At 43.3% G+C, this 19,643-nt stretch carries 23 protein-coding genes, 1 tRNA gene and 4 pseudogenes; 18 read left to right on the top strand and 10 right to left on the bottom strand.

Annotated elements, in window-relative coordinates; genetic code table 11:
- Positions 1-123: pseudogene (locus tag RIG66_RS18280) on the top strand (IS630-like element ISMae26 family transposase); the annotation flags it as partial.
- A gap of 91 nt (positions 124-214) precedes the next feature.
- On the opposite strand, the gene RIG66_RS18275 reads toward RIG66_RS18280, so the two are convergent.
- Positions 215-529, bottom strand: coding sequence for a nucleotidyltransferase family protein (locus RIG66_RS18275; protein ID WP_446380185.1), 315 nt, complete (start codon positions 527-529; stop codon positions 215-217).
- 103 nt (positions 530-632) lie between these two features.
- Here RIG66_RS18275 and RIG66_RS18270 point away from each other — a divergent pair, with 103 nt between their 5' ends.
- The 6 genes and pseudogenes from RIG66_RS18270 (at position 633) to RIG66_RS18245 (ending at position 2,399) form a co-directional block, all read left to right on the top strand.
- Positions 633-764 carry a hypothetical protein gene (locus RIG66_RS18270; RefSeq protein WP_446380184.1) on the top strand — a complete coding sequence of 44 codons (132 nt, stop codon included), beginning with the start codon at positions 633-635 and terminating at the stop codon, positions 762-764.
- Between the two features lie 8 nt (positions 765-772).
- Positions 773-955: pseudogene (locus RIG66_RS18265) on the top strand (hypothetical protein); the annotation flags it as partial.
- 192 nt (positions 956-1,147) lie between these two features.
- Positions 1,148-1,369, top strand: coding sequence for a UPF0175 family protein (locus RIG66_RS18260; RefSeq protein ID WP_446380193.1), 222 nt, complete (start codon positions 1,148-1,150; stop codon positions 1,367-1,369).
- Between the two features lie 136 nt (positions 1,370-1,505).
- Positions 1,506-1,646: a hypothetical protein gene (locus RIG66_RS18255; protein ID WP_446380183.1), complete on the top strand. Its 141-nt coding sequence runs from the start codon at positions 1,506-1,508 to the stop codon at positions 1,644-1,646.
- Between the two features lie 14 nt (positions 1,647-1,660).
- On the top strand, positions 1,661-1,909 hold the full coding sequence (locus RIG66_RS18250) for a UPF0175 family protein (protein WP_446380182.1): 249 nt from the start codon (positions 1,661-1,663) through the stop codon (positions 1,907-1,909).
- Positions 1,902-2,399 carry a DUF3368 domain-containing protein gene (locus RIG66_RS18245; protein ID WP_446380181.1) on the top strand — a complete coding sequence of 166 codons (498 nt, stop codon included), beginning with the start codon at positions 1,902-1,904 and terminating at the stop codon, positions 2,397-2,399. Before RIG66_RS18250 ends, RIG66_RS18245 begins: the two co-directional genes overlap by 8 nt.
- Positions 2,400-2,491: 92 nt before the next feature.
- Here the strand turns inward: RIG66_RS18245 and RIG66_RS18240 are convergent, their stop codons facing one another.
- A complete protein-coding gene (locus RIG66_RS18240; protein WP_446380180.1) occupies positions 2,492-3,862 on the bottom strand; it encodes an AAA family ATPase in 1,371 nt (456 codons plus the stop codon).
- 347 nt (positions 3,863-4,209) lie between these two features.
- Positions 4,210-4,395, bottom strand: coding sequence for a hypothetical protein (locus RIG66_RS18235; protein WP_446380179.1), 186 nt, complete (start codon positions 4,393-4,395; stop codon positions 4,210-4,212).
- Between the two features lie 166 nt (positions 4,396-4,561).
- On the opposite strand from RIG66_RS18235, the gene RIG66_RS18230 reads away from it, so the two are divergent.
- Together RIG66_RS18230 and RIG66_RS18225 are read left to right on the top strand one after the other, a co-directional pair.
- Positions 4,562-6,241 (top strand): helix-turn-helix domain-containing protein, encoded by a 1,680-nt coding sequence (locus RIG66_RS18230; protein ID WP_446380178.1) that lies wholly within the window; start codon positions 4,562-4,564, stop codon positions 6,239-6,241.
- Between the two features lie 20 nt (positions 6,242-6,261).
- Positions 6,262-7,065, top strand: a complete 804-nt coding sequence (locus RIG66_RS18225; protein WP_446380177.1) for an alpha/beta fold hydrolase — start codon at positions 6,262-6,264, stop codon at positions 7,063-7,065.
- A 375-nt stretch (positions 7,066-7,440) separates the two neighbouring features.
- Here RIG66_RS18225 and RIG66_RS18220 read toward each other — a convergent pair whose 3' ends face one another.
- Positions 7,441-7,686 (bottom strand): UPF0175 family protein, encoded by a 246-nt coding sequence (locus tag RIG66_RS18220; RefSeq protein WP_446380176.1) that lies wholly within the window; start codon positions 7,684-7,686, stop codon positions 7,441-7,443.
- A gap of 335 nt (positions 7,687-8,021) precedes the next feature.
- Positions 8,022-9,566 carry a carotenoid isomerase gene (gene crtH / locus RIG66_RS18215; RefSeq protein WP_446380175.1) on the bottom strand — a complete coding sequence of 515 codons (1,545 nt, stop codon included), beginning with the start codon at positions 9,564-9,566 and terminating at the stop codon, positions 8,022-8,024.
- 371 nt (positions 9,567-9,937) lie between these two features.
- On the opposite strand from crtH, the gene upp reads away from it, so the two are divergent.
- From upp to RIG66_RS18200, 3 genes are all read left to right on the top strand, one after another.
- The gene (upp, locus tag RIG66_RS18210) at positions 9,938-10,588 is read left to right on the top strand and encodes a uracil phosphoribosyltransferase (RefSeq protein WP_446380174.1); all 651 of its coding nucleotides are present in this window, start codon (positions 9,938-9,940) and stop codon (positions 10,586-10,588) included.
- A 214-nt stretch (positions 10,589-10,802) separates the two neighbouring features.
- On the top strand, positions 10,803-11,144 hold the full coding sequence (locus tag RIG66_RS18205; RefSeq protein WP_446380173.1) for a hypothetical protein: 342 nt from the start codon (positions 10,803-10,805) through the stop codon (positions 11,142-11,144).
- A gap of 86 nt (positions 11,145-11,230) precedes the next feature.
- Positions 11,231-11,488 (top strand): YggT family protein, encoded by a 258-nt coding sequence (locus RIG66_RS18200; RefSeq protein ID WP_446380172.1) that lies wholly within the window; start codon positions 11,231-11,233, stop codon positions 11,486-11,488.
- Positions 11,489-11,529: 41 nt separating this feature from the next.
- On the opposite strand, the gene RIG66_RS18195 is transcribed toward RIG66_RS18200, so the two are convergent.
- Complete coding sequence (locus RIG66_RS18195) at positions 11,530-11,964, bottom strand: hypothetical protein (protein WP_446380171.1); 435 nt, start codon at positions 11,962-11,964, stop codon at positions 11,530-11,532.
- Positions 11,965-12,136: 172 nt separating this feature from the next.
- Between RIG66_RS18195 and RIG66_RS18190 the strand changes: the two genes are divergently transcribed.
- Positions 12,137-12,769: a hypothetical protein gene (locus RIG66_RS18190; RefSeq protein WP_446380170.1), complete on the top strand. Its 633-nt coding sequence runs from the start codon at positions 12,137-12,139 to the stop codon at positions 12,767-12,769.
- 101 nt (positions 12,770-12,870) lie between these two features.
- Here the strand turns inward: RIG66_RS18190 and RIG66_RS18185 are convergent.
- The 3 genes and pseudogenes from RIG66_RS18185 to RIG66_RS18175 all read right to left on the bottom strand — a co-directional run.
- Positions 12,871-13,089: pseudogene (locus RIG66_RS18185) on the bottom strand (SAM-dependent methyltransferase); the annotation flags it as partial.
- A gap of 15 nt (positions 13,090-13,104) precedes the next feature.
- Positions 13,105-14,424 (bottom strand): RNA-guided endonuclease IscB, encoded by a 1,320-nt coding sequence (iscB, locus tag RIG66_RS18180; RefSeq protein WP_446380169.1) that lies wholly within the window; start codon positions 14,422-14,424, stop codon positions 13,105-13,107.
- 236 nt (positions 14,425-14,660) lie between these two features.
- Positions 14,661-15,042, bottom strand: a pseudogene (locus RIG66_RS18175) (class I SAM-dependent methyltransferase); the annotation flags it as partial.
- 41 nt (positions 15,043-15,083) lie between these two features.
- Between RIG66_RS18175 and RIG66_RS18170 the strand changes: the two are divergent.
- From RIG66_RS18170 to RIG66_RS18155, 4 genes are all read left to right on the top strand, one after another.
- Positions 15,084-16,034: a hypothetical protein gene (locus tag RIG66_RS18170; protein WP_446380168.1), complete on the top strand. Its 951-nt coding sequence runs from the start codon at positions 15,084-15,086 to the stop codon at positions 16,032-16,034.
- Positions 16,035-16,105: 71 nt separating this feature from the next.
- Positions 16,106-16,176 (top strand) — tRNA-Gly (locus tag RIG66_RS18165).
- Positions 16,177-16,412: 236 nt separating this feature from the next.
- Complete coding sequence (locus RIG66_RS18160) at positions 16,413-16,640, top strand: helix-turn-helix domain-containing protein (protein ID WP_446380192.1); 228 nt, start codon at positions 16,413-16,415, stop codon at positions 16,638-16,640.
- Between the two features lie 2 nt (positions 16,641-16,642).
- On the top strand, positions 16,643-17,326 hold the full coding sequence (locus RIG66_RS18155) for a hypothetical protein (RefSeq protein ID WP_446380167.1): 684 nt from the start codon (positions 16,643-16,645) through the stop codon (positions 17,324-17,326).
- Here the strand turns inward: RIG66_RS18155 and RIG66_RS18150 are convergent.
- The gene (locus RIG66_RS18150) at positions 17,321-19,297 is read right to left on the bottom strand and encodes an N-6 DNA methylase (protein WP_446380166.1); all 1,977 of its coding nucleotides are present in this window, start codon (positions 19,295-19,297) and stop codon (positions 17,321-17,323) included. The genes RIG66_RS18155 and RIG66_RS18150 overlap by 6 nt on opposite strands.
- 200 nt (positions 19,298-19,497) lie before the next feature.
- Between RIG66_RS18150 and RIG66_RS18145 the strand changes: the two genes are divergently transcribed.
- Positions 19,498-19,620, top strand: coding sequence for a hypothetical protein (locus RIG66_RS18145; RefSeq protein WP_446380165.1), 123 nt, complete (start codon positions 19,498-19,500; stop codon positions 19,618-19,620).
- Positions 19,621-19,643 lie beyond the last annotated feature (23 nt).

The following is a 19,643-nucleotide window of genomic DNA, read 5'->3' as shown; positions in this document are numbered from 1 at the left end:
CTCAAAAAGCTCAAACCAAGAACGTATCCTGATTTGGTGAAAGCGCTCCAGGAATCGTTAGATTCAATCACCACAAAAGATATCCGTAACTGGTTTACCCATTGCTGCTATTGTTCCTCATAATTTCGCAATTCGCTATATACTGGCTGTGTTTTTCTAAAAGAGTTTGAATACAGGAGCGATAATGTTCTAGCTTATCCATTGCACAATCTCCTCAGTTACAGGTTCGTAAATAATGAGTTTGAGTTGATAGCGCTCTGACGACATCAACGGGGCGGTGAAAAAGTTGGCTCAGTTGTTGCTCAATAACATCGAGATCGAAAAATGTGATTCTGGCTTTTTCGGAAAATTCAACTAATACATCAATATCGCTATCGGCATTAAAGTCTTCTCTCAAAATTGAGCCAAAGAGAGAAAGCTCTACGATTTGCCAGTGTTGACATAGTTGTTTTAGGGATTCATCGGAAATGGTTATACCATGAGGAATAGGGATTTGATGAGCTACTGTGGATAACCTTGAATCATTCATAATGAATATTCCGTACTATACCGTCTTAAAAAGGACTGTAGCCAAAATCATATTTTACCGCCAAATCCATTACTCTGAGTCTTTATAACAAGTGAATCATTTTGTGACTGTAGTATTATTTTCCGCATTGTTAGGGGAGAAGGGGAGGAACCGCAAATCCTCAACGGTTGGTCATCTGGAGTTGGTGGATGAGGGGTTTGTGCAGGTGTGCGAGTTGGTGGCAGCTAATTTGTAGGGGGTTTGATGGTTGCGGTATATTTAGATGTATGTTGTCTCAATCGCCCTTTTGATGACTGGGCGCAGGAACGGGTTCGGCTAGAGGGAGACTCAGTTTTAACTATTCTGGAACGAGTTCGCACCGGAGAATGGCAACTCATTTCGAGTGAAGCGATCGCAGTGGAACTGGAAAAAGTGCGAAATCTGGAGATGATGTGTTAATGTCGGTTACGCGGGAGAAGTTTTTGCAGGATTTACAGAAAATCAGAGATATTTAGAAAATGAGGTGACAAGAAACGGGGTTTCTGACATCATCTCTATTTTTTCTGGAAGACTTAATAAGGTTTTGGATAGATTTATATTTTTCAAGGTAATATGATGAGCTGAGTAATTTCCGAAGAGATTGTTAAAGCCAGTGGATTCTCTGAACAAGAGTTGATTATCGAGTTGGTATTATTACTGTTTCAGCAGGAAAAAATTAGTTTGGGTAAGGCAGCAGAGTTACTGAATATCTCTCAGGTTAGATTTCAAAAAATTCTATCAGATAGGGGTATCAATATTCATTATGATGTGGAGGAGTTGCAGGAGGATATACAGTATTTAACGGCTAAGGGATGGCTATGATCGTTGTGAGTGAGACTTCTCCTTTAAGTGGGTTGGCGATCGCCGGTTATCTTGGGTTATTAGAACAACTCTACGGACGGGTATTGATTCCTTGTTTATTCACAAAGATTTGTCGCGGGGATGGGGTAAAATCGGAATGGTATCCTCTACCCCTTGTGTGGCTATGGATGAACAGAGATCGCAGGCTTATCTATCCCTGATTCAAGAACTCCTCGACTGTCCAGGTGAGGTATCCGGTGGAGATCGTCCAGTGATTAATGAATGTCTTTTGAAATGATGAGGTGATGGTAGATGCAAGCAATTAATATACAAATTCCCATCGAATTAATTGAGCAAGGTGAGACGGCAGTTTTGGAACAAATTGCCATGCAACTTTATGAAAATAAGATATTTACCTTTAGTCAAGCCCGTCGGTTGTTGAATTATTCCGTGTGGAACTTTCAAAAACTGTTGGGAGAAAATCATGTTGTTCGGCAATACGACCAAGATGATTTAGCAGAGGATATCGAAGCGATTCAATCAGGATTGTGGGATGGTTAAAGTCATTTGTAATGCTACGCCTTTGATTAATTTTGCAAGTATTAATCGCTTAGATATATTAAAATACCTGTTTACTGAGATAGTCATTCCCCAAGCGGTTTACTCGGAAACCGTTGAATCAGGATTTCCTAACTCTGAAACCATTGTTAATGGAATTGAAGCGGCTTGGCTTAAAGTTAAGTCGGTGCAGGAGATGCCAGAATCCATCCCTTTAGAATTAGATGCTGGGGAAAGGGAGGTGATTGCTTTAGCACTGAGCAAACAAACAACTAGGGTTGTATTGGATGAAAAAAGAGCCAGAAAAGTGGCTCAATCTTTAAAATTGAATGTGATTGGCACTTTAGGAATTTTGATTTTAGCCAAACAAAACCAGATTATCCCCAAGGTGAAACCGCTATTGGATGCAATGATGACAGAAGCCCAATACTGGGTTAATGAATCTCTGTATGACAATGTTTTGCAAGCTGTTTCTGAGGATGAAATCGAGTAGGGTGGCCCACTCTACCGATTACTCTCGGTGGGGGAAAAGAAACTGGGTTTCTAGCAGCATCTCTGTTTTTTCACAGTTTGATGTCCATAATTCTACGCTACGGCTCTTGGCTCGTTTGTCAAGCCTTCCCCACCTGAATAGTTACTGCGGATGTATTGTCGAATGACGGGCTGTAGGCTTAAATTGGATGAGGGTTCTAATAAACTGCGTCGTTTGAGAGATTGGATGGCTTTGAGAAACTCTCGATCTGAGAGGAGATTGGGGGGTTTCTGGTTGAGGTTGACTGGGGAGTCTTGGTTGGCTAACCAGTGCAGCAGGGTTTTTTCGGCGTTCCCAAGGCGTTGGTAATGGAGCTTGAGGACGGCTTCTAAGTCTCCTAAAAAGAGAGTGGGATAGGAGAGGAATTGCTGAACGCTACCGTTGAATAAATCAAGAATTGTTGAAGCGGTAAGGTTTAGCCACAAGGGATTGTTGTTATAAAGCTGAGTGAGTTCGGACCAGGTATTCGGGTCTTTGAGTTGGCGATCGCGGAGGATTTGGTTGGCGAGTTGAGGAGACCCTTGAACAGGGAGGGTTTTACAGTAGCGGGTTTCACTTTCTAAGGCGGCGATTTCGAGGGGTTGTTCCCAACTCAGCAGCAGAATACAACTTTGGTGAGAGAATGTCCCGAGTTCATGAATGAGTTGACCATAGCCTTGATACTCTCGACGGTAGGTTCCGACAAATTCACCAGGGGTTAGGGTCTCTTGCAGGTTGTCTAGGATGATCAAGCAGCGGTGATGTCTCAGATGGTCTAGGAGCGATACGTTCGGGGTGGGGGTTGCGGCGACAAACTGGCGGATGTGGTTTTGCAGGGTTTCCAGGTTAGGGAATTTGCGATGGTTGCACCAGAGGATGTGAGTAAAGTGGTCTTTTATCTGTTCGACGAGTTGTCGAGCGAGGGCGGTTTTGCCAATTCCGGATAATCCGGTGAGGGTGATGATGCGGCTGTGTTCGCTGAGTATCCAGTGTTTGAGGGTGGTGAGTTCGTCGTGACGGGTATGGAGGCGATCGTATTCGGGGGCTTGGCTGAGATCGTGGCGGGGTGTGGTGTCTGACTCGTTGCTAGTGGGCGATCGGTTGGTTGAGGTGGTTAGCTCGTTGTATAAATCGCTACAGACATTATTTATGTTATTGCCAATATGTACTGACTCTTCGTAATAAGAGAATATTCGGTTTTCGATGAGCGATCGCACATTCTTCTTTTTTACGTCTTCTTTCAGCAGTTCTGACAGCAGTTTCCATAAGTCGGACGCTGATTTCCTGACATGATCGCTCGTACAGTGGTATTCTTCAGCGATTTCCTTATATCCTTTACCTTGCCATGCTCCCTCTAAGATAGCGCGTTGCAGTGTATCTAAATGTTTTCCCGTAGCCATTAAAAGCAGGCGATCTGTCCACTGCAACGCTTCCTGAATCCCCATAGCTGCTCAATTAGGTTGTTGTTTTGTCTATCTTTGCCCCCATTTTGCCACATTCTTTACCTTTTTAGCTACAAAATATTACCTTTTGTCACAATTTTATTTTTTAGTTTGATTTAAAAGCCCCCCTAAACTTTACTTGTGGGGGTTGGCAAACGGAAAATAATTTGAGAAGATATAGGGAAGTATTTCAATCAAATTACGCTAGTAACAGCTATTCATAGACAATCCAAGATAGCTATATTTAAAAGTCTATGTAGTTAACACGTAAACGATAAGAGCAAGTTTGCTTTCCTAAAAACTAACTTGCCCTCATCAAGAGTCAGTTAAGGCTCAAAGAAAGTGGGACACTACTTTTTACCTTTGTTCTGAGCGTCAATAAAGGCGCGATCGCGACGACCAGCCTTATAACCTTCCTCACGTTTTTTGGAAGATCCATTTGCGGCGGCGCAATCACCGATACTGGTAAGCCAGTCTCCGGAAGATCCTTCACCTTTTACCCCACGGTTATAGCCTTCGTTGTATGCATTACTCATTTTACTTACCTCACTGTAGGTACGTGTTGAATGTGGTCTTGAAACTTAAAAGCGTTTTAAGCTCACACCACATTTATAGCTGGTTTCCCTAAGCAATGAAAAGATTGCAAATTTGCAACTCCTTTTATGCAAGTTTGCAACATGGTAACAATACAGGAATTTTAGAATGACTAAAGAATCAGGAAGGGCATTTCGAGAATTGTTCGAGCAAAAAGGATATAGTCGCAATAAGCTTGCAAATGAATCAGGAGTTGATTTATCAACAATAAGCAGGCTTGCCAGCGGTAAATTGCATTCAACCGGTCTGGAAAACTTAAAAAAAATAGCTCGATGTCTTCAAGTCACAGTAGATGAACTATCAGAAGTTTTTACCAACCCTAAGATATATACTTTTAAACGAACATCTAGGTTTGATGAATTTTTAGTCACTTGGGCTGCCAATGCTGATTTCTTATACAGTGCTCCTGCCTGTGCTTTTATAAGTGGTGAACACTCAGTCGTATTCGGACACCCTGCTGTCTATTTACCGTTGCCACTAAGGCTCTACATTAAATTAGAACCAAGTCATCAAATAGAAGGGATTTTTATTGATGACTTTAAATGCCCTGACCCAAAAGAGGAGATGAACATCCTAAATACAGAATTAATACAAGCTTACGGTAGTTGCTCAATTGAGTATCACAAGCAAGCATTAACATCTCTATTTTTATCAGTCATAAAACCTTTTTTGAAAAGTAAATGTGAGAGCCTAGGTTTTAGGATTAATGTACTTAGTAGTTTTCCTGTGGCTGTTGGTTTAGACTCAAGTGGTGCTTTTTCAGCTTGCATAGCAAAAGCTTTGTTTTATGAATTCATGGATATAGAAAAATTTAAGGTTTATTTTGAATTACTAGATCAAGAAAATCAAGAAGTAGCAATGCTATTAGCTTGGGCTATAGAGAACTGTTTTCATGGAGGCTGCTCAAGTGGTGCAGGTGCAGCAGTTTCATTTAATGGAAGGCTAGGGAGACATCCTATACTTTATAGCATTTCTAAGCGATCATACTTATCCCATAAACATTTGGATGGATGGAGTTCAGTAAGTATCAGTCAATCAGAACAAGGTTTTCGGCTCCTATCCAAAATTAAAAGGTTTGTTTTTGACCCAGGGGAATGTCTAGAAGGTTTACCTGACTATCCTGAACCTCCTCCTTATAATGTCACTATTCTTTATTCTGGTGTTCCGAGTCGAACAGAAGCTGTTTTGACAAGAGAGGTACGTTCTTATGTTAAAGAATCAACAGAAAGAGTGGCTCATGTGTGTAATATGTTTGATAAAACCTTTAAGGTAGGCGAAGTTCAAAGATCTCTAGCGGTACACAGATATGAAATAATAGGAAAACTTTACTTAAACACTCAATTTGATGGTGATAAATCTGAGCAAATGTCCCGCGCTTATTTTGAGATGTTGTCAGAATCACTTGGTAACATCAGTATTTCGACATTCAACTCAATTCTCTCTGACTGGTCTTCTGTTCCTAGCTTTATGAATTCCTATCAAGCTTTACTTTGTGGAATGGGTCTTTCTCACCCGACGATAGAATCTTTGATTAACCAGCTTAAGTTTTTATCTATGGAAGAACAAATACGCGAAGATCAGCTAACATCTTACCTAGGATTTAAAATAACTGGAGCAGGAAAAGGAGGAGATATTCTGGCTCTCAGTCTACTCAACAAAAGTAGACACCAAGATTTATTTCAAAAAATAACAAAAAATTGTTGTGCAATACACTTTGACTCCTGTAAATTATCCGAAACTGAATGGAATTCTCCAGTGCAAGGTGTAAGAAAAGAAAATATATCATGACTTTATAGGAACGCCAAAATATGCCAATAATTAAAATTAATAGCATCTATATATGGTATGAAACTCAAGGCTGTGATAGTTCTCCATGGGTTATTTTTAATAACGGAATTTTAATGAATGCCAAAAGTGCTTGGGAACCTCAAGTACAAGTTCTCTCTAAGCACTATCGCCTCCTCAAATATGACTTTAGAGGACAAGGAGACTCTGAGCATCCTAAGGAGGAATATACTATGGAGCTACATGCAGATGACTTAGCAGAACTAATGTCAGCTCTAAAAATTAATAAGGCTCATATAGTTGGGCTTTCTTATGGGGGTATGGTAGCCCAGACTTTTGCTGTAAGGTATCCTCAGCTATGCTCTAGTCTTATACTTGCTGGTACAACAAGTGAGGTTGGGTATAAGTTAAAGCTCATCATCAAGACTTGGTTAAATTATGCTAATAATAATGATCCGGATGGTTTTTTCAATGCAACAGTTCCTTGGTTTTTTACATCAAAAACCTTCCTAGAAAAGCCTCATGTTTTAGGGAATACAAAAACACGATATACAGGATTGGACTTTGAGGCAGTAGCAAGACTTTGCCGTAGTTTTTTATCTGTGAATTTAACAAGCCAGCTCGATACAATAAAAGTGCCAACTTGCATTGTAGTGGGTGATCAAGATTTACTAACAGAACAGATTTATACGAATATATTGCACAAAAATATTCCCATAAACGAGCTTCATATTCTTTCCTCTTCTGGTCATGTAGTATGTTGGGAACAGGTGGAAGGGTTTAACACTGTGCTTCTTGGCTTCTTACTTAAACAAACAGCTACCTGACCTTTGTCAATCAGAGCAAAAGGTCTAGATTCAGTCTGGGATTGAGCAAGCTGAAACAAAATCCAATCTTCCGGAGTTAAGCCTTGTTTTTTAGCAACGTCTAGTAAAAATTGATAGGTGTGTTTGGATAGGCTGATGGTATGTTCTGACATGGTGCAGATCTCAGTCACTAAAATTTCCTGCTTAAATTTTACCAACCTGGAGGCGCGATCGCAAAGCGTTACGGATGCAATCGTGCAAAGTCTTAAGCCCTAGGCTCCAATAATTCCTCATGCACCGCACAGGGAATTAAAATTCTGCCATAAAGCTGAGGCATTAGGCTGAGTTGCCCGACCTTCGCCAAATTGGAAATAGGTGAAGTGTTGCTGACAAAAATCATGAACACTCCGTTTCCTCTAAGGTTTTGAGGTCTTCCTGAAACTCATCAATATCATAATGAACGCAAATACCTCGCTCAGAAATTAGTTGTTGAAACTGCATCCGATGCAATCCCAATAACTCACTGGCTTTGCCCAAACTAATTTTATCTTGCTGAAACAACATCAAGACAATTTCCAACAATAGCTCATTTTCAGAAAAGCCACTAGCCTTGACTAGCTCATCGGAAATCACTAAACTCATGGTGAACTCTCCCTGGCTGAAATCTCCTGCTTAAATCTTAACAGCCCAAGGTTAACACACATTGCAATCATTTTGTAAAGACAAGTGATCTGTACATCAAAATTTTACAAAAAAGGCTGATTTTGAATCAATGTTCAGCATTTAAAACTTAGTGTCAATAAGGGATATAATCTTTGTAGTGCGAGCATCTTGCTCGCTACCCATTCCCAATTTAAATGCATGACAGCTTAACTTACCAAAGTTCAGTAATGGTGCGTTACGCTTCGCTAACGCACCCTACAATTTTCGACAATTCGGCTACAATTTGATGGTTGAAAATGGGGCAAAATCTGAGCTTATAACCCCAAATCCACCGCCACCCGATGGGCGCAAGCAAACCCAGAAAACGCCACCGCATTCAACCCTTGTCCTGGAAATGTACTATCCCCCACACAATATAATCCCGGAATCGCTGTCCGATTAAACGGCATTCCCAATAACCCCCTTAACTTGCGGCGCGGAATTGGTCCATAGGTGCCATCCTCACGCCCCAAAAACCGTCGATGACTGCGGGCAGTTCCTACTTCCATATAATCCAAGCCTGCATCTAAACCAGGGAAAATTGACTCTAATCGTTCAATAATTCGCCCAGCCGCTTCTTCCTTTTTATCCTCATACTCCTTCGCCGATAATCCCTGCCAATTCTCCATCCAACTGGGCGTAAAGGTATGCATAATATGATAGCCTTCCGGGGCTAAGTCCGGGTCAAGTAACGTCGGAATAGACACAAAAATTGTCCCCTCATCCGCTTCCATCTTGTCCCATTCTTCCAATAAAATATGGTGACATTCTGTTCCGGGTGGGAAAACCTTTGCCTCAACCCCTAAATGCAAACTCAAAAAACTGGGCGATTTCTGATACCGTTGCTGCCACTTTTCCTCACTTGCAGGCATCTGTTCTGGGGGCAGTAATTTCTCAAACGTATCCCAGCGCGTCGCATTAGATACCACCCGCTTTGCCCGATACTCTTCCCCCGTGGCTAACCGCACACCTACGGCTTTACCCTGTTCCGTTAAAATTTCGCTGACTCTGGCGGAATAGTGAATCTGTCCCCCAGCTTTCTCCAATCCTTCAACTAATTTCTGGGCAATTTCACCCACACCCCCTTTAGGATAATTAATTCCCCCATAATGGCGGTCAGAAAACACCATCCCCGCATTAATCATCGGTGTCTTATCCGCAGGTACGACTGACCAACAGTAACATTCCATATCAATAAACTGGAGTAACTGAGGGTCATGGATATAGCGACGGGCAATATCTCCAGCATTCTGGGGCAAATATTTTACCAATCCTAAACAGGCTAAAGGATGCTGGAAAAACACCCGCATCAGATAGCGAGGTTCTTCTAGAGACAGCAATTCCATCGCGTTGAGGCAATTAAATACCTTCCAGCATTCATCATAAAATTGCCGAATTCCCCGTCGTTCGTGGGGGAAACGTTCTGTCAATTCGTGTAAGAATTTCTCATAGTCTCGATGAACTTTCAGGTCTAAGCCTTCCGGTAGATGATAGTGAATCTGAACGTCATCGGGAATCGTTTCCACACCAACATTCACCGCGTCTAAGGCTTTGGTCAACAGATTTGTGGTTCCTTCAGTACCAAAACCAAAAATCATCGACGCGCCAACATCAAAGCGATACCCTTCGCGTTCAAAGTAGCCAGCACTACCACCGGGAATCAGATAGCGTTCCAGTACCAGCACCTTCGCACCCTTAGCGACTAGCTGAGTCGCCGTCACGAGTCCGCCAATACCAGAACCAATGACGATGACATCAAATACAGAGGTTTCGTTCGGAGCGTGATCCGTGGATGAGGGAGATTGAGAAGCAATAGCCATGAATGATTAGACGAGAGAGGTCTTTTATAAGTTCGAGTTTAACTTTTCTCTATTCTCCCTTCCAGATGTGCTGTTTGTGTCTCTACATGAACCCCTGCACCCCTACACCCCTGCACCCCTGCACTTCCAAAAAAAAAGAGGGTGGTTCAGGCTGCTACCGCTTGCCCGTCCCACCTACCAATCCTTAATGAGAGGAGAACACTGAGGACTACTATATCCTTGTTGAAAATTAATGTCAACACTAATGCAAATAATTGGCAATAAACGGGCAAATACAGCATTTAGCCCGGATACCATCTCGGCAGTCGGGAAAAAAAAGCATTATCATGATTCAGTTTAGGTATTCCTTCGTCGTTATCGATTAATTCGCTATGGCTCCCCAATTACGTGTTTATGTTCCCCCTCATCCCCTAATCAAGCACTGGCTTGGTGTTGCCCGTGATGCAGCGACACCCTCCCCCCTATTCAAAAGTGCGATGACGGAGTTAGGGCGCTGGCTCACCTACGAAGCGATTCGAGACTGGCTACCGACGGAAGAGTTGATGGTTCAGACTCCCCTAGCACCTTGTCCAGCCACAATGGTGAATCCAGAGACTCCTTTAGTCGTCGTGCCGATTTTACGGGCGGGATTAGCCTTATTAGAAGGGGCGCAAACCTTATTGCCCTTGGCATCCATTTACCATCTAGGCATGGTGCGCGATGAAGGAACGCTAGAAGCAAAGTGTTATTTAAATAAATTGCCCCAACAATTTGATCCGGGTACCCATATCTTAATTACCGAACCCATGCTAGCAACGGGAGGTACAATGATGTCCGCGATCGCACAACTAACTCAGCGAGGTGCTGATCCAGCCTTGATCCGGATTATCAGCGTGGTTGCGGCTCCACCCGCCTTGCAAAAGTTAGGGGGCAATTATCCCACCTTAACCATCTACACCGCCACAATTGACGAAGAATTAAGCCAGCAAGGATTTATCGTACCCGGATTAGGAGATGCAGGCGATCGCGCTTTTGGCACATGAAAGTAGGGGGAAAGCTGGGGTTGTAGAGACGTGCCATGGCACGTCTGGGAGCAGGGGGAGCAGGGGGAGCAGGGGAAGATGAGGGGTAAACGAATGACGAATGACAAATGACAAAGGACGAATGACATAAGACGAAGATGTAGGCATCTGCATCAGCCAACCGTTAATCTGGAAAAGCAGTTGCGTTTTTTATTTCAAGGGTACGAAAGGAAAAATGAGTCAGCGCGATGGTTTTACAGGCGGACTTCTGGCGGGAATCGCTATAGGGGGCGTAGTCGGTGGCGTTATCGGAGCCATACTAGCCGGACAACGCAATAGTAGTGATGAAGATGCCGATCAGTCTTTACTCAAGTCCCGCCTTTCCGAAAAGAAAGCGATGAAGGGTAAAAAGTCTCAGCTCAACTCCGAGGAGAGCATTGAAGCGGCGCGTCGCAGTTTAGAAGACAAAATTGCCCAGCTTAATACAGCGATCGATGATGTGCGCCAGCAATTGGGTCCAGTGAATGGGAGTGGGAGTACGGAACTCACCGATAGGGAAGGTTCGCTCGATTCCTAAGCCGAAATGGAGTGATATCCGTTAAACTGACTAGAAAGGCACTATCATATCCGCCCTCTAAACTTAGTAAGGAAACATTTCAATTTATGCCTACAGCACTGGTAACCGAAAGCCTCTACAATTTCCTCAATATCTATCTACTGCTGATATTTGTCCGCATTTTGTTAACCTGGTTCCCCACGGTTGAATGGATGAACCAGATTGCTGGGTTCCTCAGCCCAATTACTGACCCTTACCTGAATATTTTCCGCTCTTTCATTCCGCCGATTGGAGGTCTGGACTTATCCCCTCTGCTGGCGATTATTGCCCTGCAAGTTGTCGCTCAATTGATTGTGAGCATCTAGGCTACGGCTGGGTCAACTACGAATTGGGAGTCAACCCAATGCTATCGGCGGACTTTGCCCGTAAAACCGGAGGCTTTGAATTGTTCAAGCTGCAATGGGGTTGGCTGATTAGCCGAAACCGTAATTCGCACTTCAAAATCACTAACGCCCGGTGGGACTTCATCAATAGCGCCCAACCGGGTACGATTTTGAAAGACGGGATTATGATTGGCATCGTAGATCCGACCAAAAATGTCAGCGTTGATCACGGGTTTACCTGACTTGTTGATCGCTTTGCCAGTGATGATGTAGCAATCGGCGGCTTGGATGGAACCGGGTGTGACCAATCCTTCGGAAAACTTGGAGGAACATTCGTGATAAGACAGGTCAGACAGTTCAACCTGAACGAAGGCAAAGGCGGCAGGGGCAATGACCCAACTGATTAGCCAAAATAGACAAGCAACGGCAACGGTAGTGAACCAACCTTGAATTCGCATAACCGATAGTAATAATTATCTTAACTAAATCATTCCATTCCTCAGCATAGCGCGAATCCAGCCGCAAACTGTCCTTAATTAGGCGGCTGAATTGTCTCCTGAGAGATTATCATGCAATTATTATGCTGCACGCTATCACCAGCCATAAGCCAGTCTGCTGATTGAGCCTGTTATGAATCCAGCCGAGATTGAAGCCGTCTTGCAACTCGCCTTTATCCAATGCGAAGCGGTTTTATGTCCCTTGACAGATCAGCAGAAACAAATTTTACGGCGGGTGCTGATGGATGCGATTATGGGTCAATCCTTACAGTCTTCGGCGATAGGGGATCAGACAACGGCTAATCCTCTGGATGAACTGACTCCAGATGAGCGATCGCGCTTTTTGCAATTTGTCACGGAACAAGAACGGCTGGGTTATTCCTGGAAAATCCAACTCCTCAATGACTGGCTGCATAATCGCGAATCTTCATCCGTCCAGTTTATTCGCGATCGCTATGGACCGCAATGGCTAAATCGGGTCAAGCGGGTGCATCTGGCGCAGTATTTAGACGCACAGAACCCCACAGAAGGGTTAAAGTTAAAAATCGGCGATCGCATCGAAGTGTCTAACGGACTCTGGGAATGGGTACAAAATAATGGACCCTGTAGTCGGGAGTGGTTTCCTTGTACAGTAGTGCAGATTTCTCAGAGCATAGAGGGTGATGGTTCGGGATGCAACTGTGTCGTGCGCTTCGATAATGGCATGGAATATGAGATTCAGGGGGTTTACGAATGGAATCACTATAACTGGCGTTGGATTAACTGATTTAACGTATTTGTCCAAAACAGAAAAATCATTTTGAGTTGAGTGCATATCGAGGGGTTCAATTCTTCCCCACACCCCACACCCTACACCCTACACCCTGCCTATTTTTCACGTAGCTTATCGCCCCTGAATGGTTTCTGGAATAGCATCAAATGCTGCTGGGGTAAGAACTCTTTAGTTTCCCGCCACTGCAACCCTACCGCATTCATTTCTTTACGCGCTTGTCTCTGAGTCATTTTATGCAGCGCTTTAATCGGAATCAAGGGATTCTCCCGGCGATATTCCACCAGTACAACTCGTCCACCCGGTTTTAGCGATCGCTATTCCTCTAATCGCTACATCAATGAACATTTCTGGACTTTGTAAACATAAGTGTAACCGTCCGCTTTCCATAAGGGGTAAAAATACTTCCAGTTGATGCTTTGTAATTTTCCTTTGACTGTAGTTAAGTCAAAGACTCGACCCGCTCTCACTGTCACTCGCCCAATATGTGTCCCTTTATTCTTCCCGGTGGGGACAATGGCGCGGACAATATCCCCTGTCTTAAATCCATGAAACTCTTTGGTGCGAGTTCTCACCCTATAACTGCCATCTTTTTTCCGGCGTGGAAAACCAAATTTATCGATTTGTGCCATTTGCCGATTTCCATGTCCCGTTGCCTTGATGACCAAGGGATTAATGTTGCCAGTGATGAGATTTTCTGGAGTCGATTGTCCCACACAAGCAGCATCCAACCAATGGGTTTTTGGTAAACCCAGGCGGGTGCGGTTAAACTTTGTTGTGCCACCCGTCCCGGCTTTAACAGGTAAGCCCGTAGCCGTCAGTTGGTGATACAACGCCCATCGAGTCGAGTTGACGGCCGTAGCATCCTTGAGGGGACTTTTGGCTTGAGCTAATATCTGTTGGAGAATCTCCGGTTTCTTTTTGAGAAACTGCTCTAAAAGTTGGGTTCCTTTTTTCCGGTTACATGACTCACAAGCTAGACATAAATTAGAGATTTGATTGCTGCCTCCTTTGGATTTTGGGTAGATATGTTCAATCTGTAAGGGAACGCCAGAAGCTCCACAGTAAGCACACTTGCGCTTCCATTTGTTCAATAGATACTCCCGGACTTCGTAACCAAAAAGTTCTCCTTGTTGATACTCAATACCAGTTATTTCCGGGTTATTCAGTCGCTGAGTATCAAACCGTACGAGTTCCATTGAAATACTGGAAATTGGAGCCAACTTTCTCAACCGATTTACCCAAGTTAGAGTGGTGTCTACCCGATGTTGGAGACTAGGAGCCAACCAACCGGCGGCACGTTGGCGGTTGAATCGCGGCTTACGATATCGAGTATGACGATGGCGGCGGCTACGACGAATAGCACGACGGTCTTCAATAGAAGCTTTTATGGCAAATCCACGATGAGTCAACTCAGCCCCAAATACGACTCGCAGACCTTCTAAGATGGCTAGTCCAGTTACTTTTGAACCGGGGTCAATTTTTAGTCGATGTTCCTTAACAATGGGCTTTTTTACCTCCCGTCTCATAATAATGGTGAAGGGATACCGCTTCCACACAGCTGCCCTGCCGGAAGAAAGTAGCTTTCTGGCTTTGGCGGGATGGCAAGTATTGAGTGGTTCCTGGTTTTGATTAATTACGAAAACTCGCATAATACGAAACTCCTATTGCTAGGGTAAATTGTGCCTCGTCAATGTTATTAAGGCTTGTGAGAGCCTAAGTCACTGGCTATACCTAAATCACCTGTTTAAACCTAGACGGCTTTTAGACTATAAGCTGGCTAGCACTTATAGATTCCATGACCCTAATAACGTAGCGTTTGCTGAGACTGGCTATCCATTACTGGAATGATCGTGTTGTCCACGGTTGTCCAGTGTTAGGCGGATAGCACAATTCCACTCATCATTTCTCTAGGATAGGCAAATTCGTGATAAGCATCGACCATCAAGGCTAAATCAACGGTTTCTTCCGGTAAATTGGGGTTAGTGGTACTGCCCAAGATTGGCTCAACATTGGTCACATTGTTCTCAGTTTTCAAGAATTCGATCATATCCAGCATCTCTGGCTGAATATCCACCGCCAGCACCTTACCCTGAGAGACGAGGGGACTGATACGAAAGCTAAAATAACCTGTACCTGCACCAATATCTGCCACAATATCTATCTGTGGGTTTTAGGTTCAAGCCTTCAATCACCTGCTGTGGCTGTTCTTTCGTCTGACGGCTAGGTCGTTCTAACCAAAGGGCTTCCGTGTGTCCCATGACTTTGGCATTTGGCAGTATGGAATTATAAGCATCCCAACCTGATTGTAATGACACAACCCACGCTAAACCAACCTCAGATACCCCAACGCCGTCACGCTGACCCCCCGGCGCTATGGAGAACGGTTATTCTAAGTTCTGTGGCGATTCATTTAGTTGGCTTGGGGTTGCTGCGTCTGGCGCTATTGGGGCGCTTTCAGGATTGGCGGTTGAGTCAACGACTGATTCCCATTGAGATGATTGCGATCGCCTCAAGTGCTACCATGCCAACTCCGGCAACTCAATCTCCACCTTCTCCAGTATCCCAAAAAACACCAGCGCAGAGTCCTGAGAGTCAAGCCGAATCAGCACCAGAGACAAATCGACCGACTCAGGCGCAGGCGATCGCAAACACCACTCAGGAAACCCCTCAGCCTTCACCCACAACGGTTTCCTCGCCCAACTCACCGAACCCAACCCCAACCCCGTCGCCAACCTCCACCACCTTTGAAGGGATGGGAGAAATGCCGTCTCCTCAGCCATCCGAGGAACTTCCCAACCCGACTACGCCTAGTCCGTCTCCTACCCCATCGCCAGAGGAACCCACAGAACCCACGTCACCGGAAAATCAGTCGGGTGGGGGCTTCATTGCTTCTATTAATGGACTCAGGATTGTGAGTAGCGGGGGTGGTTCTATTATCAATCCAGACAATCCAGGCGATCGACTTGCCGAAATCCAGGAAGAGAGAAAAACCCTCTCGGTGGATGACCTCGCGTCATTAGGCATTATTCTAGAGCAACCTGTGGTTGTCAAGGTTGTTGTTTTGATCACGGATATGGGCAAAGCCGAGGTTATACCTGATAAGACCCAAGTGCAACAAGGTACACTGAGGCCAGAGCAAGCCACGAAACTCGCCAACCAGATTATTGCGGATTGGGAGTTTTCACCAACGTACATGGAGGGTAAACCCGTGTACGGATCGTACTCCCTGACCCTAGAAATTGATCCCCTGGGGAATTGAGCCGATAATTTTGGCAAAAACTTGCCAAACTTGTGCTATCGTGGTTTATACTAGAAAAGTTATGAGCGCCTGCGGGCATAGTTTAGTGGTAAAACCTCAGCCTTCCAAGCTGATGATGCGAGTTCGATTCTCGCTGCCCGCTTCTTAATATTCTCCATTAAAGAGCTATTTGTCGCCAGCTTCAGCGATTATTGTCTTGGCACAATCCAAGTGTAGCAAGGATTTCAGACATGACACTAAATGTTTAAGGGGTGACATTTAACTGTTTAATGGCCAATAACCAGTGAATTGCACACCCTCAAGCGCTACTTATAGTCTGTAGACTCTTAGTCATCACCACCCGATTATTAGCGTCAGCAATCCTTAGCAGAGGTAATGATGACACTTCGCGAAAAGTTTGGTGCTGCTGTGAGGGCTAGGCGTGAAGACTTAGGCTTTTCCCAGGAACAGCTAGCCGAGTTAGCGGGTATGCATCGAACTTACGTTGGAAGTATTGAAAGAGGTGAACGAAATATTTCCTTAGAAAATATAGTCAAGCTCTGCGAGGCTTTGCAAATCAAGCCCAGTTCTCTGATGGGTTCATTGGATGAATTCGTAAACCTCTAGATATGATTGAGTTTTGTTTGAAATCACTTAATAGCCGATCTAGGTTTGCGCCAATTGCTAATCATCGCTGTCATCGTGAAAAAGGACATGATGGAAAGTGCTTAGAATATCCCTATTTGAAAGACCTTAAAAAAAGATACAAAAAAATTGCCGATAAAATTAAGCGTGATTCAACTAATACGACAGGTGCATCATGGGCAAGCGATGATGCTGGACCAAATAGGATTTTACGCTGGGCTATGCTCCTATCTGATGAAGAATTACTGAACTATGAGTTAGACATGAGCAAACTTAGACCGGGTATTGTGGCTAAACTGAGAGAAAAAGCAGCCACTTATGAGGATTGTATGCAGGTTGCCATGAAATTAACGTGGCTAGTTTATCAAATGCCCGATTCTCCCACGCCTCCAGATGAAATACAAAGATATTTAGAAAAAGCTTTTCAAGAAATGACTCCAAGTTCGACTAAGTGTGAAGTTTGCCTACTGCCTATTTCATTTAATTTATTCTCAACAGCACAAAGAGGGAAAGCTGCGATAGAAACATGCCACAAAAATCCAAGAGTTCACAATGCCGATAATGTAGGTTTTGCCCATAGAGAATGTAATATCGCTCAGGGAACTAAGACTTTGGATGAATTCTACGCTTGGATTGAAGGCATTTTAGATAGAGCTAGGCGCTTATAGTTCTGGTTCGGGTGTGTGGAATTTTTGAAGTTCAGACAATATAGATGCCCTAGCTGAAAGGAGACGCTCAAAATTGCTGATCTCAGTGATCCACTCCTCTGTTTGAGTTGGAATGAATATTTGCAACTGCCCTAATCTTTTTCCAATGCTTCCCAGCGTTGATTGAATAAATGTTAAATTCCTCATTTGCTGAAGTATCAAAGGCATGTTAAGGATATACAGTAGTTCATAACTGTTAAAGGGAGCTTGAGTCGTAACTGTAATAATTTTAAAGTGACTTTGAATAACACTTTTGATGTTATTGGAATGAAGAATTGCTGTACGTCCAATTCGGTATCTTCCGTCTACAACCAGCAATATGTCACCCGTTTTAAGTTTTTGGTACTTAGCGTATTTTTGAAAAATTTCCTCGCTAACAGCGTTAGTCGGATCTACAGAGACTTCCCAATTCGCAATGTCAGACGTTCTAATAAAGGGAATGTTGCCAGTCCCATAGGCTTGAGAGCCGACTTCATGCCCTTTCCTAATAGCAATATAGCCACTTTTAACAAGCTCATCAAAGGATGCCAAATCAGCCTGCATCTCAAAAGCTTTTTTTTGAATACTTTTACTTAAAGAAGCATCATAAAATCTTGGTACCCAATAATATGGATTATTGACTTCACAATTCGACCAATATTTAGAACGATTTTTATCTTTAAATTCGTGAGCAATAGTAATAAAATCATCTGGATATTTTTGTCCATTTTCTAGGGTTACCCGTCCTCGACGATCATGACCGCAATGTAAAGCGACTGCAATAGGAACTTTAATAGGATATCTAGTTTTATTGTGAGATTTATCCTTAAACTTTTGAAAAAAAAGAACATTGGTTTTTGTATCTGTCCCAGGTTGAAATGTTGTACGAGGGCAGTCCAGAAGAGCTGTGATAATACCCTCTTGATAAAGATAGTCCCAAATGTATCCAGTTTGCTTGTTACCGAAAACCCCTTCGGGTAATACGATTCCTAAAACTCCACCTGGCTTAAGGATTTTTACACATAATTCAATGAACAAAATTTGTGGATCTTGATTTTTACGAACTTTGTCACTTTGAATCCAACAATTCTTAGTAGATGAAAAGTACCAGTGATGACCCAGATCATATTGTTCCAGAATACTTTCTCTAGTGACTCCAATTTTTGCCCCAAATGGAGGATTTGTTAAAACTACATCTGCATCAAATATTTTAGAGCTAAATCCAGAAGCAATTAAATGATTTATGTCGAGTGAATCTGTTGTAAATATTGAGTAGTTATTGGGTGCAATAATTTCTAGAGTAGCTGTTGCAAGTCTTGAGATATCTTTATCCTTATCTAGACCAACTAACGAATAGTGACTATCTGACAAGAGTGTTTCAGCTGTAGTCTCGATCCAATAATTGTAAGTTTCTGATAGGAAGCTGCCCGTGCCACAAGCCGGATCGACAACTTTACTATATGGTTTCGGGTCGGCAATGCTTACCATGGTTTTCACTAAGCTTCTAGGAGTAAAGAACTGCCCTTTATCTCCTCTCAGTTTTGGTCCGATAAGGGCTTGAAAAGCCTCACCAATAATATAGGAAGGTGACTCAACTAAATTAATATTTGATAAAACTTTGAAACTGCTTTTAATTGATGAATCTCCAAGACTAAATCTGTCAGATTCATCCATGGCGGATGGATAGTTCTTCCGAAGTTCTGGTAAAAGCAACTCGTTCGCTGTACCTTTACCCTCCATATAAGTATCTAATATATTGGTAACGTTTCCTTTGTCAATTAGTAGTTTACAAAGAAGAATTTTTGATATGTCCTCAATGATACGTTCAGCACGGCTAGATGAGCTATTGGAATAGAGATGGTAGTAAAGCTTCTTAAAGGTCAAATAATAGCTATCTTTGTCAGAGTCGAAAGAGAAAAGCAAAATTTGCTCATATTTTACCGTTTTTGCCATTTGTACTACCTGCAACTCCCCAATGAACACTATGAGTATATTCGCACAATGTGTTGTATGCAAGCAATAGGCTGTGAAGCGTGCGGCATCAAGAAACTATACAGTGACGAATATGCTGTTGATCAGTAGTCGGATAAAAGTAAACGGTACGCTGATTAACTTGTGTAAAAGTACGCGATCGCTAAATTAAATATAGAACGATGAACCTAAAGCCATCCCCACCCATCCTCGATCGCCTCCTTGATCGCCTACGCCAAGCCCTCCCCGAACTCAAACAACGCTACGGGATTACCCAACACGGCATGAAATGCTTATTCGGCTAGGAAATTCGTTAGAATTGCCCCAT

Origin of the sequence: Coleofasciculus sp. E2-BRE-01, assembly GCF_040221695.1 — a bacterium.
GTDB lineage: Bacteria > Cyanobacteriota > Cyanobacteriia > Cyanobacteriales > Coleofasciculaceae > Coleofasciculus.
This window is presented reverse-complemented; position numbering and strand designations above follow the sequence as displayed.

Bases quoted from the DNA above. Each gene is read 5' to 3' on its own strand.
- RIG66_RS18275 (WP_446380185.1), bottom strand. From the start codon at position 529: ATGAATGATTCAAGGTTATCCACAGTAGCTCATCAAATCCCTATTCCT.
- RIG66_RS18255 (WP_446380183.1), top strand. From the start codon at position 1,506: ATGGTATCCTCTACCCCTTGTGTGGCTATGGATGAACAGAGATCGCAG.
- RIG66_RS18250 (WP_446380182.1), top strand. From the start codon at position 1,661: ATGCAAGCAATTAATATACAAATTCCCATCGAATTAATTGAGCAAGGT.
- RIG66_RS18245 (WP_446380181.1), top strand. From the start codon at position 1,902: ATGGTTAAAGTCATTTGTAATGCTACGCCTTTGATTAATTTTGCAAGT.
- RIG66_RS18240 (WP_446380180.1), bottom strand. From the start codon at position 3,862: ATGGGGATTCAGGAAGCGTTGCAGTGGACAGATCGCCTGCTTTTAATG.
- RIG66_RS18235 (WP_446380179.1), bottom strand. From the start codon at position 4,395: ATGAGTAATGCATACAACGAAGGCTATAACCGTGGGGTAAAAGGTGAA.
- RIG66_RS18230 (WP_446380178.1), top strand. From the start codon at position 4,562: ATGACTAAAGAATCAGGAAGGGCATTTCGAGAATTGTTCGAGCAAAAA.
- RIG66_RS18225 (WP_446380177.1), top strand. From the start codon at position 6,262: ATGCCAATAATTAAAATTAATAGCATCTATATATGGTATGAAACTCAA.
- RIG66_RS18220 (WP_446380176.1), bottom strand. From the start codon at position 7,686: ATGAGTTTAGTGATTTCCGATGAGCTAGTCAAGGCTAGTGGCTTTTCT.
- crtH (WP_446380175.1), bottom strand. From the start codon at position 9,566: ATGGCTATTGCTTCTCAATCTCCCTCATCCACGGATCACGCTCCGAAC.
- upp (WP_446380174.1), top strand. From the start codon at position 9,938: ATGGCTCCCCAATTACGTGTTTATGTTCCCCCTCATCCCCTAATCAAG.
- RIG66_RS18205 (WP_446380173.1), top strand. From the start codon at position 10,803: ATGAGTCAGCGCGATGGTTTTACAGGCGGACTTCTGGCGGGAATCGCT.
- RIG66_RS18200 (WP_446380172.1), top strand. From the start codon at position 11,231: ATGCCTACAGCACTGGTAACCGAAAGCCTCTACAATTTCCTCAATATC.
- RIG66_RS18195 (WP_446380171.1), bottom strand. From the start codon at position 11,964: ATGCGAATTCAAGGTTGGTTCACTACCGTTGCCGTTGCTTGTCTATTT.
- RIG66_RS18190 (WP_446380170.1), top strand. From the start codon at position 12,137: ATGAATCCAGCCGAGATTGAAGCCGTCTTGCAACTCGCCTTTATCCAA.
- iscB (WP_446380169.1), bottom strand. From the start codon at position 14,424: ATGCGAGTTTTCGTAATTAATCAAAACCAGGAACCACTCAATACTTGC.
- RIG66_RS18170 (WP_446380168.1), top strand. From the start codon at position 15,084: ATGACACAACCCACGCTAAACCAACCTCAGATACCCCAACGCCGTCAC.
- RIG66_RS18160 (WP_446380192.1), top strand. From the start codon at position 16,413: ATGACACTTCGCGAAAAGTTTGGTGCTGCTGTGAGGGCTAGGCGTGAA.
- RIG66_RS18155 (WP_446380167.1), top strand. From the start codon at position 16,643: ATGATTGAGTTTTGTTTGAAATCACTTAATAGCCGATCTAGGTTTGCG.
- RIG66_RS18150 (WP_446380166.1), bottom strand. From the start codon at position 19,297: ATGGCAAAAACGGTAAAATATGAGCAAATTTTGCTTTTCTCTTTCGAC.
- RIG66_RS18145 (WP_446380165.1), top strand. From the start codon at position 19,498: ATGAACCTAAAGCCATCCCCACCCATCCTCGATCGCCTCCTTGATCGC.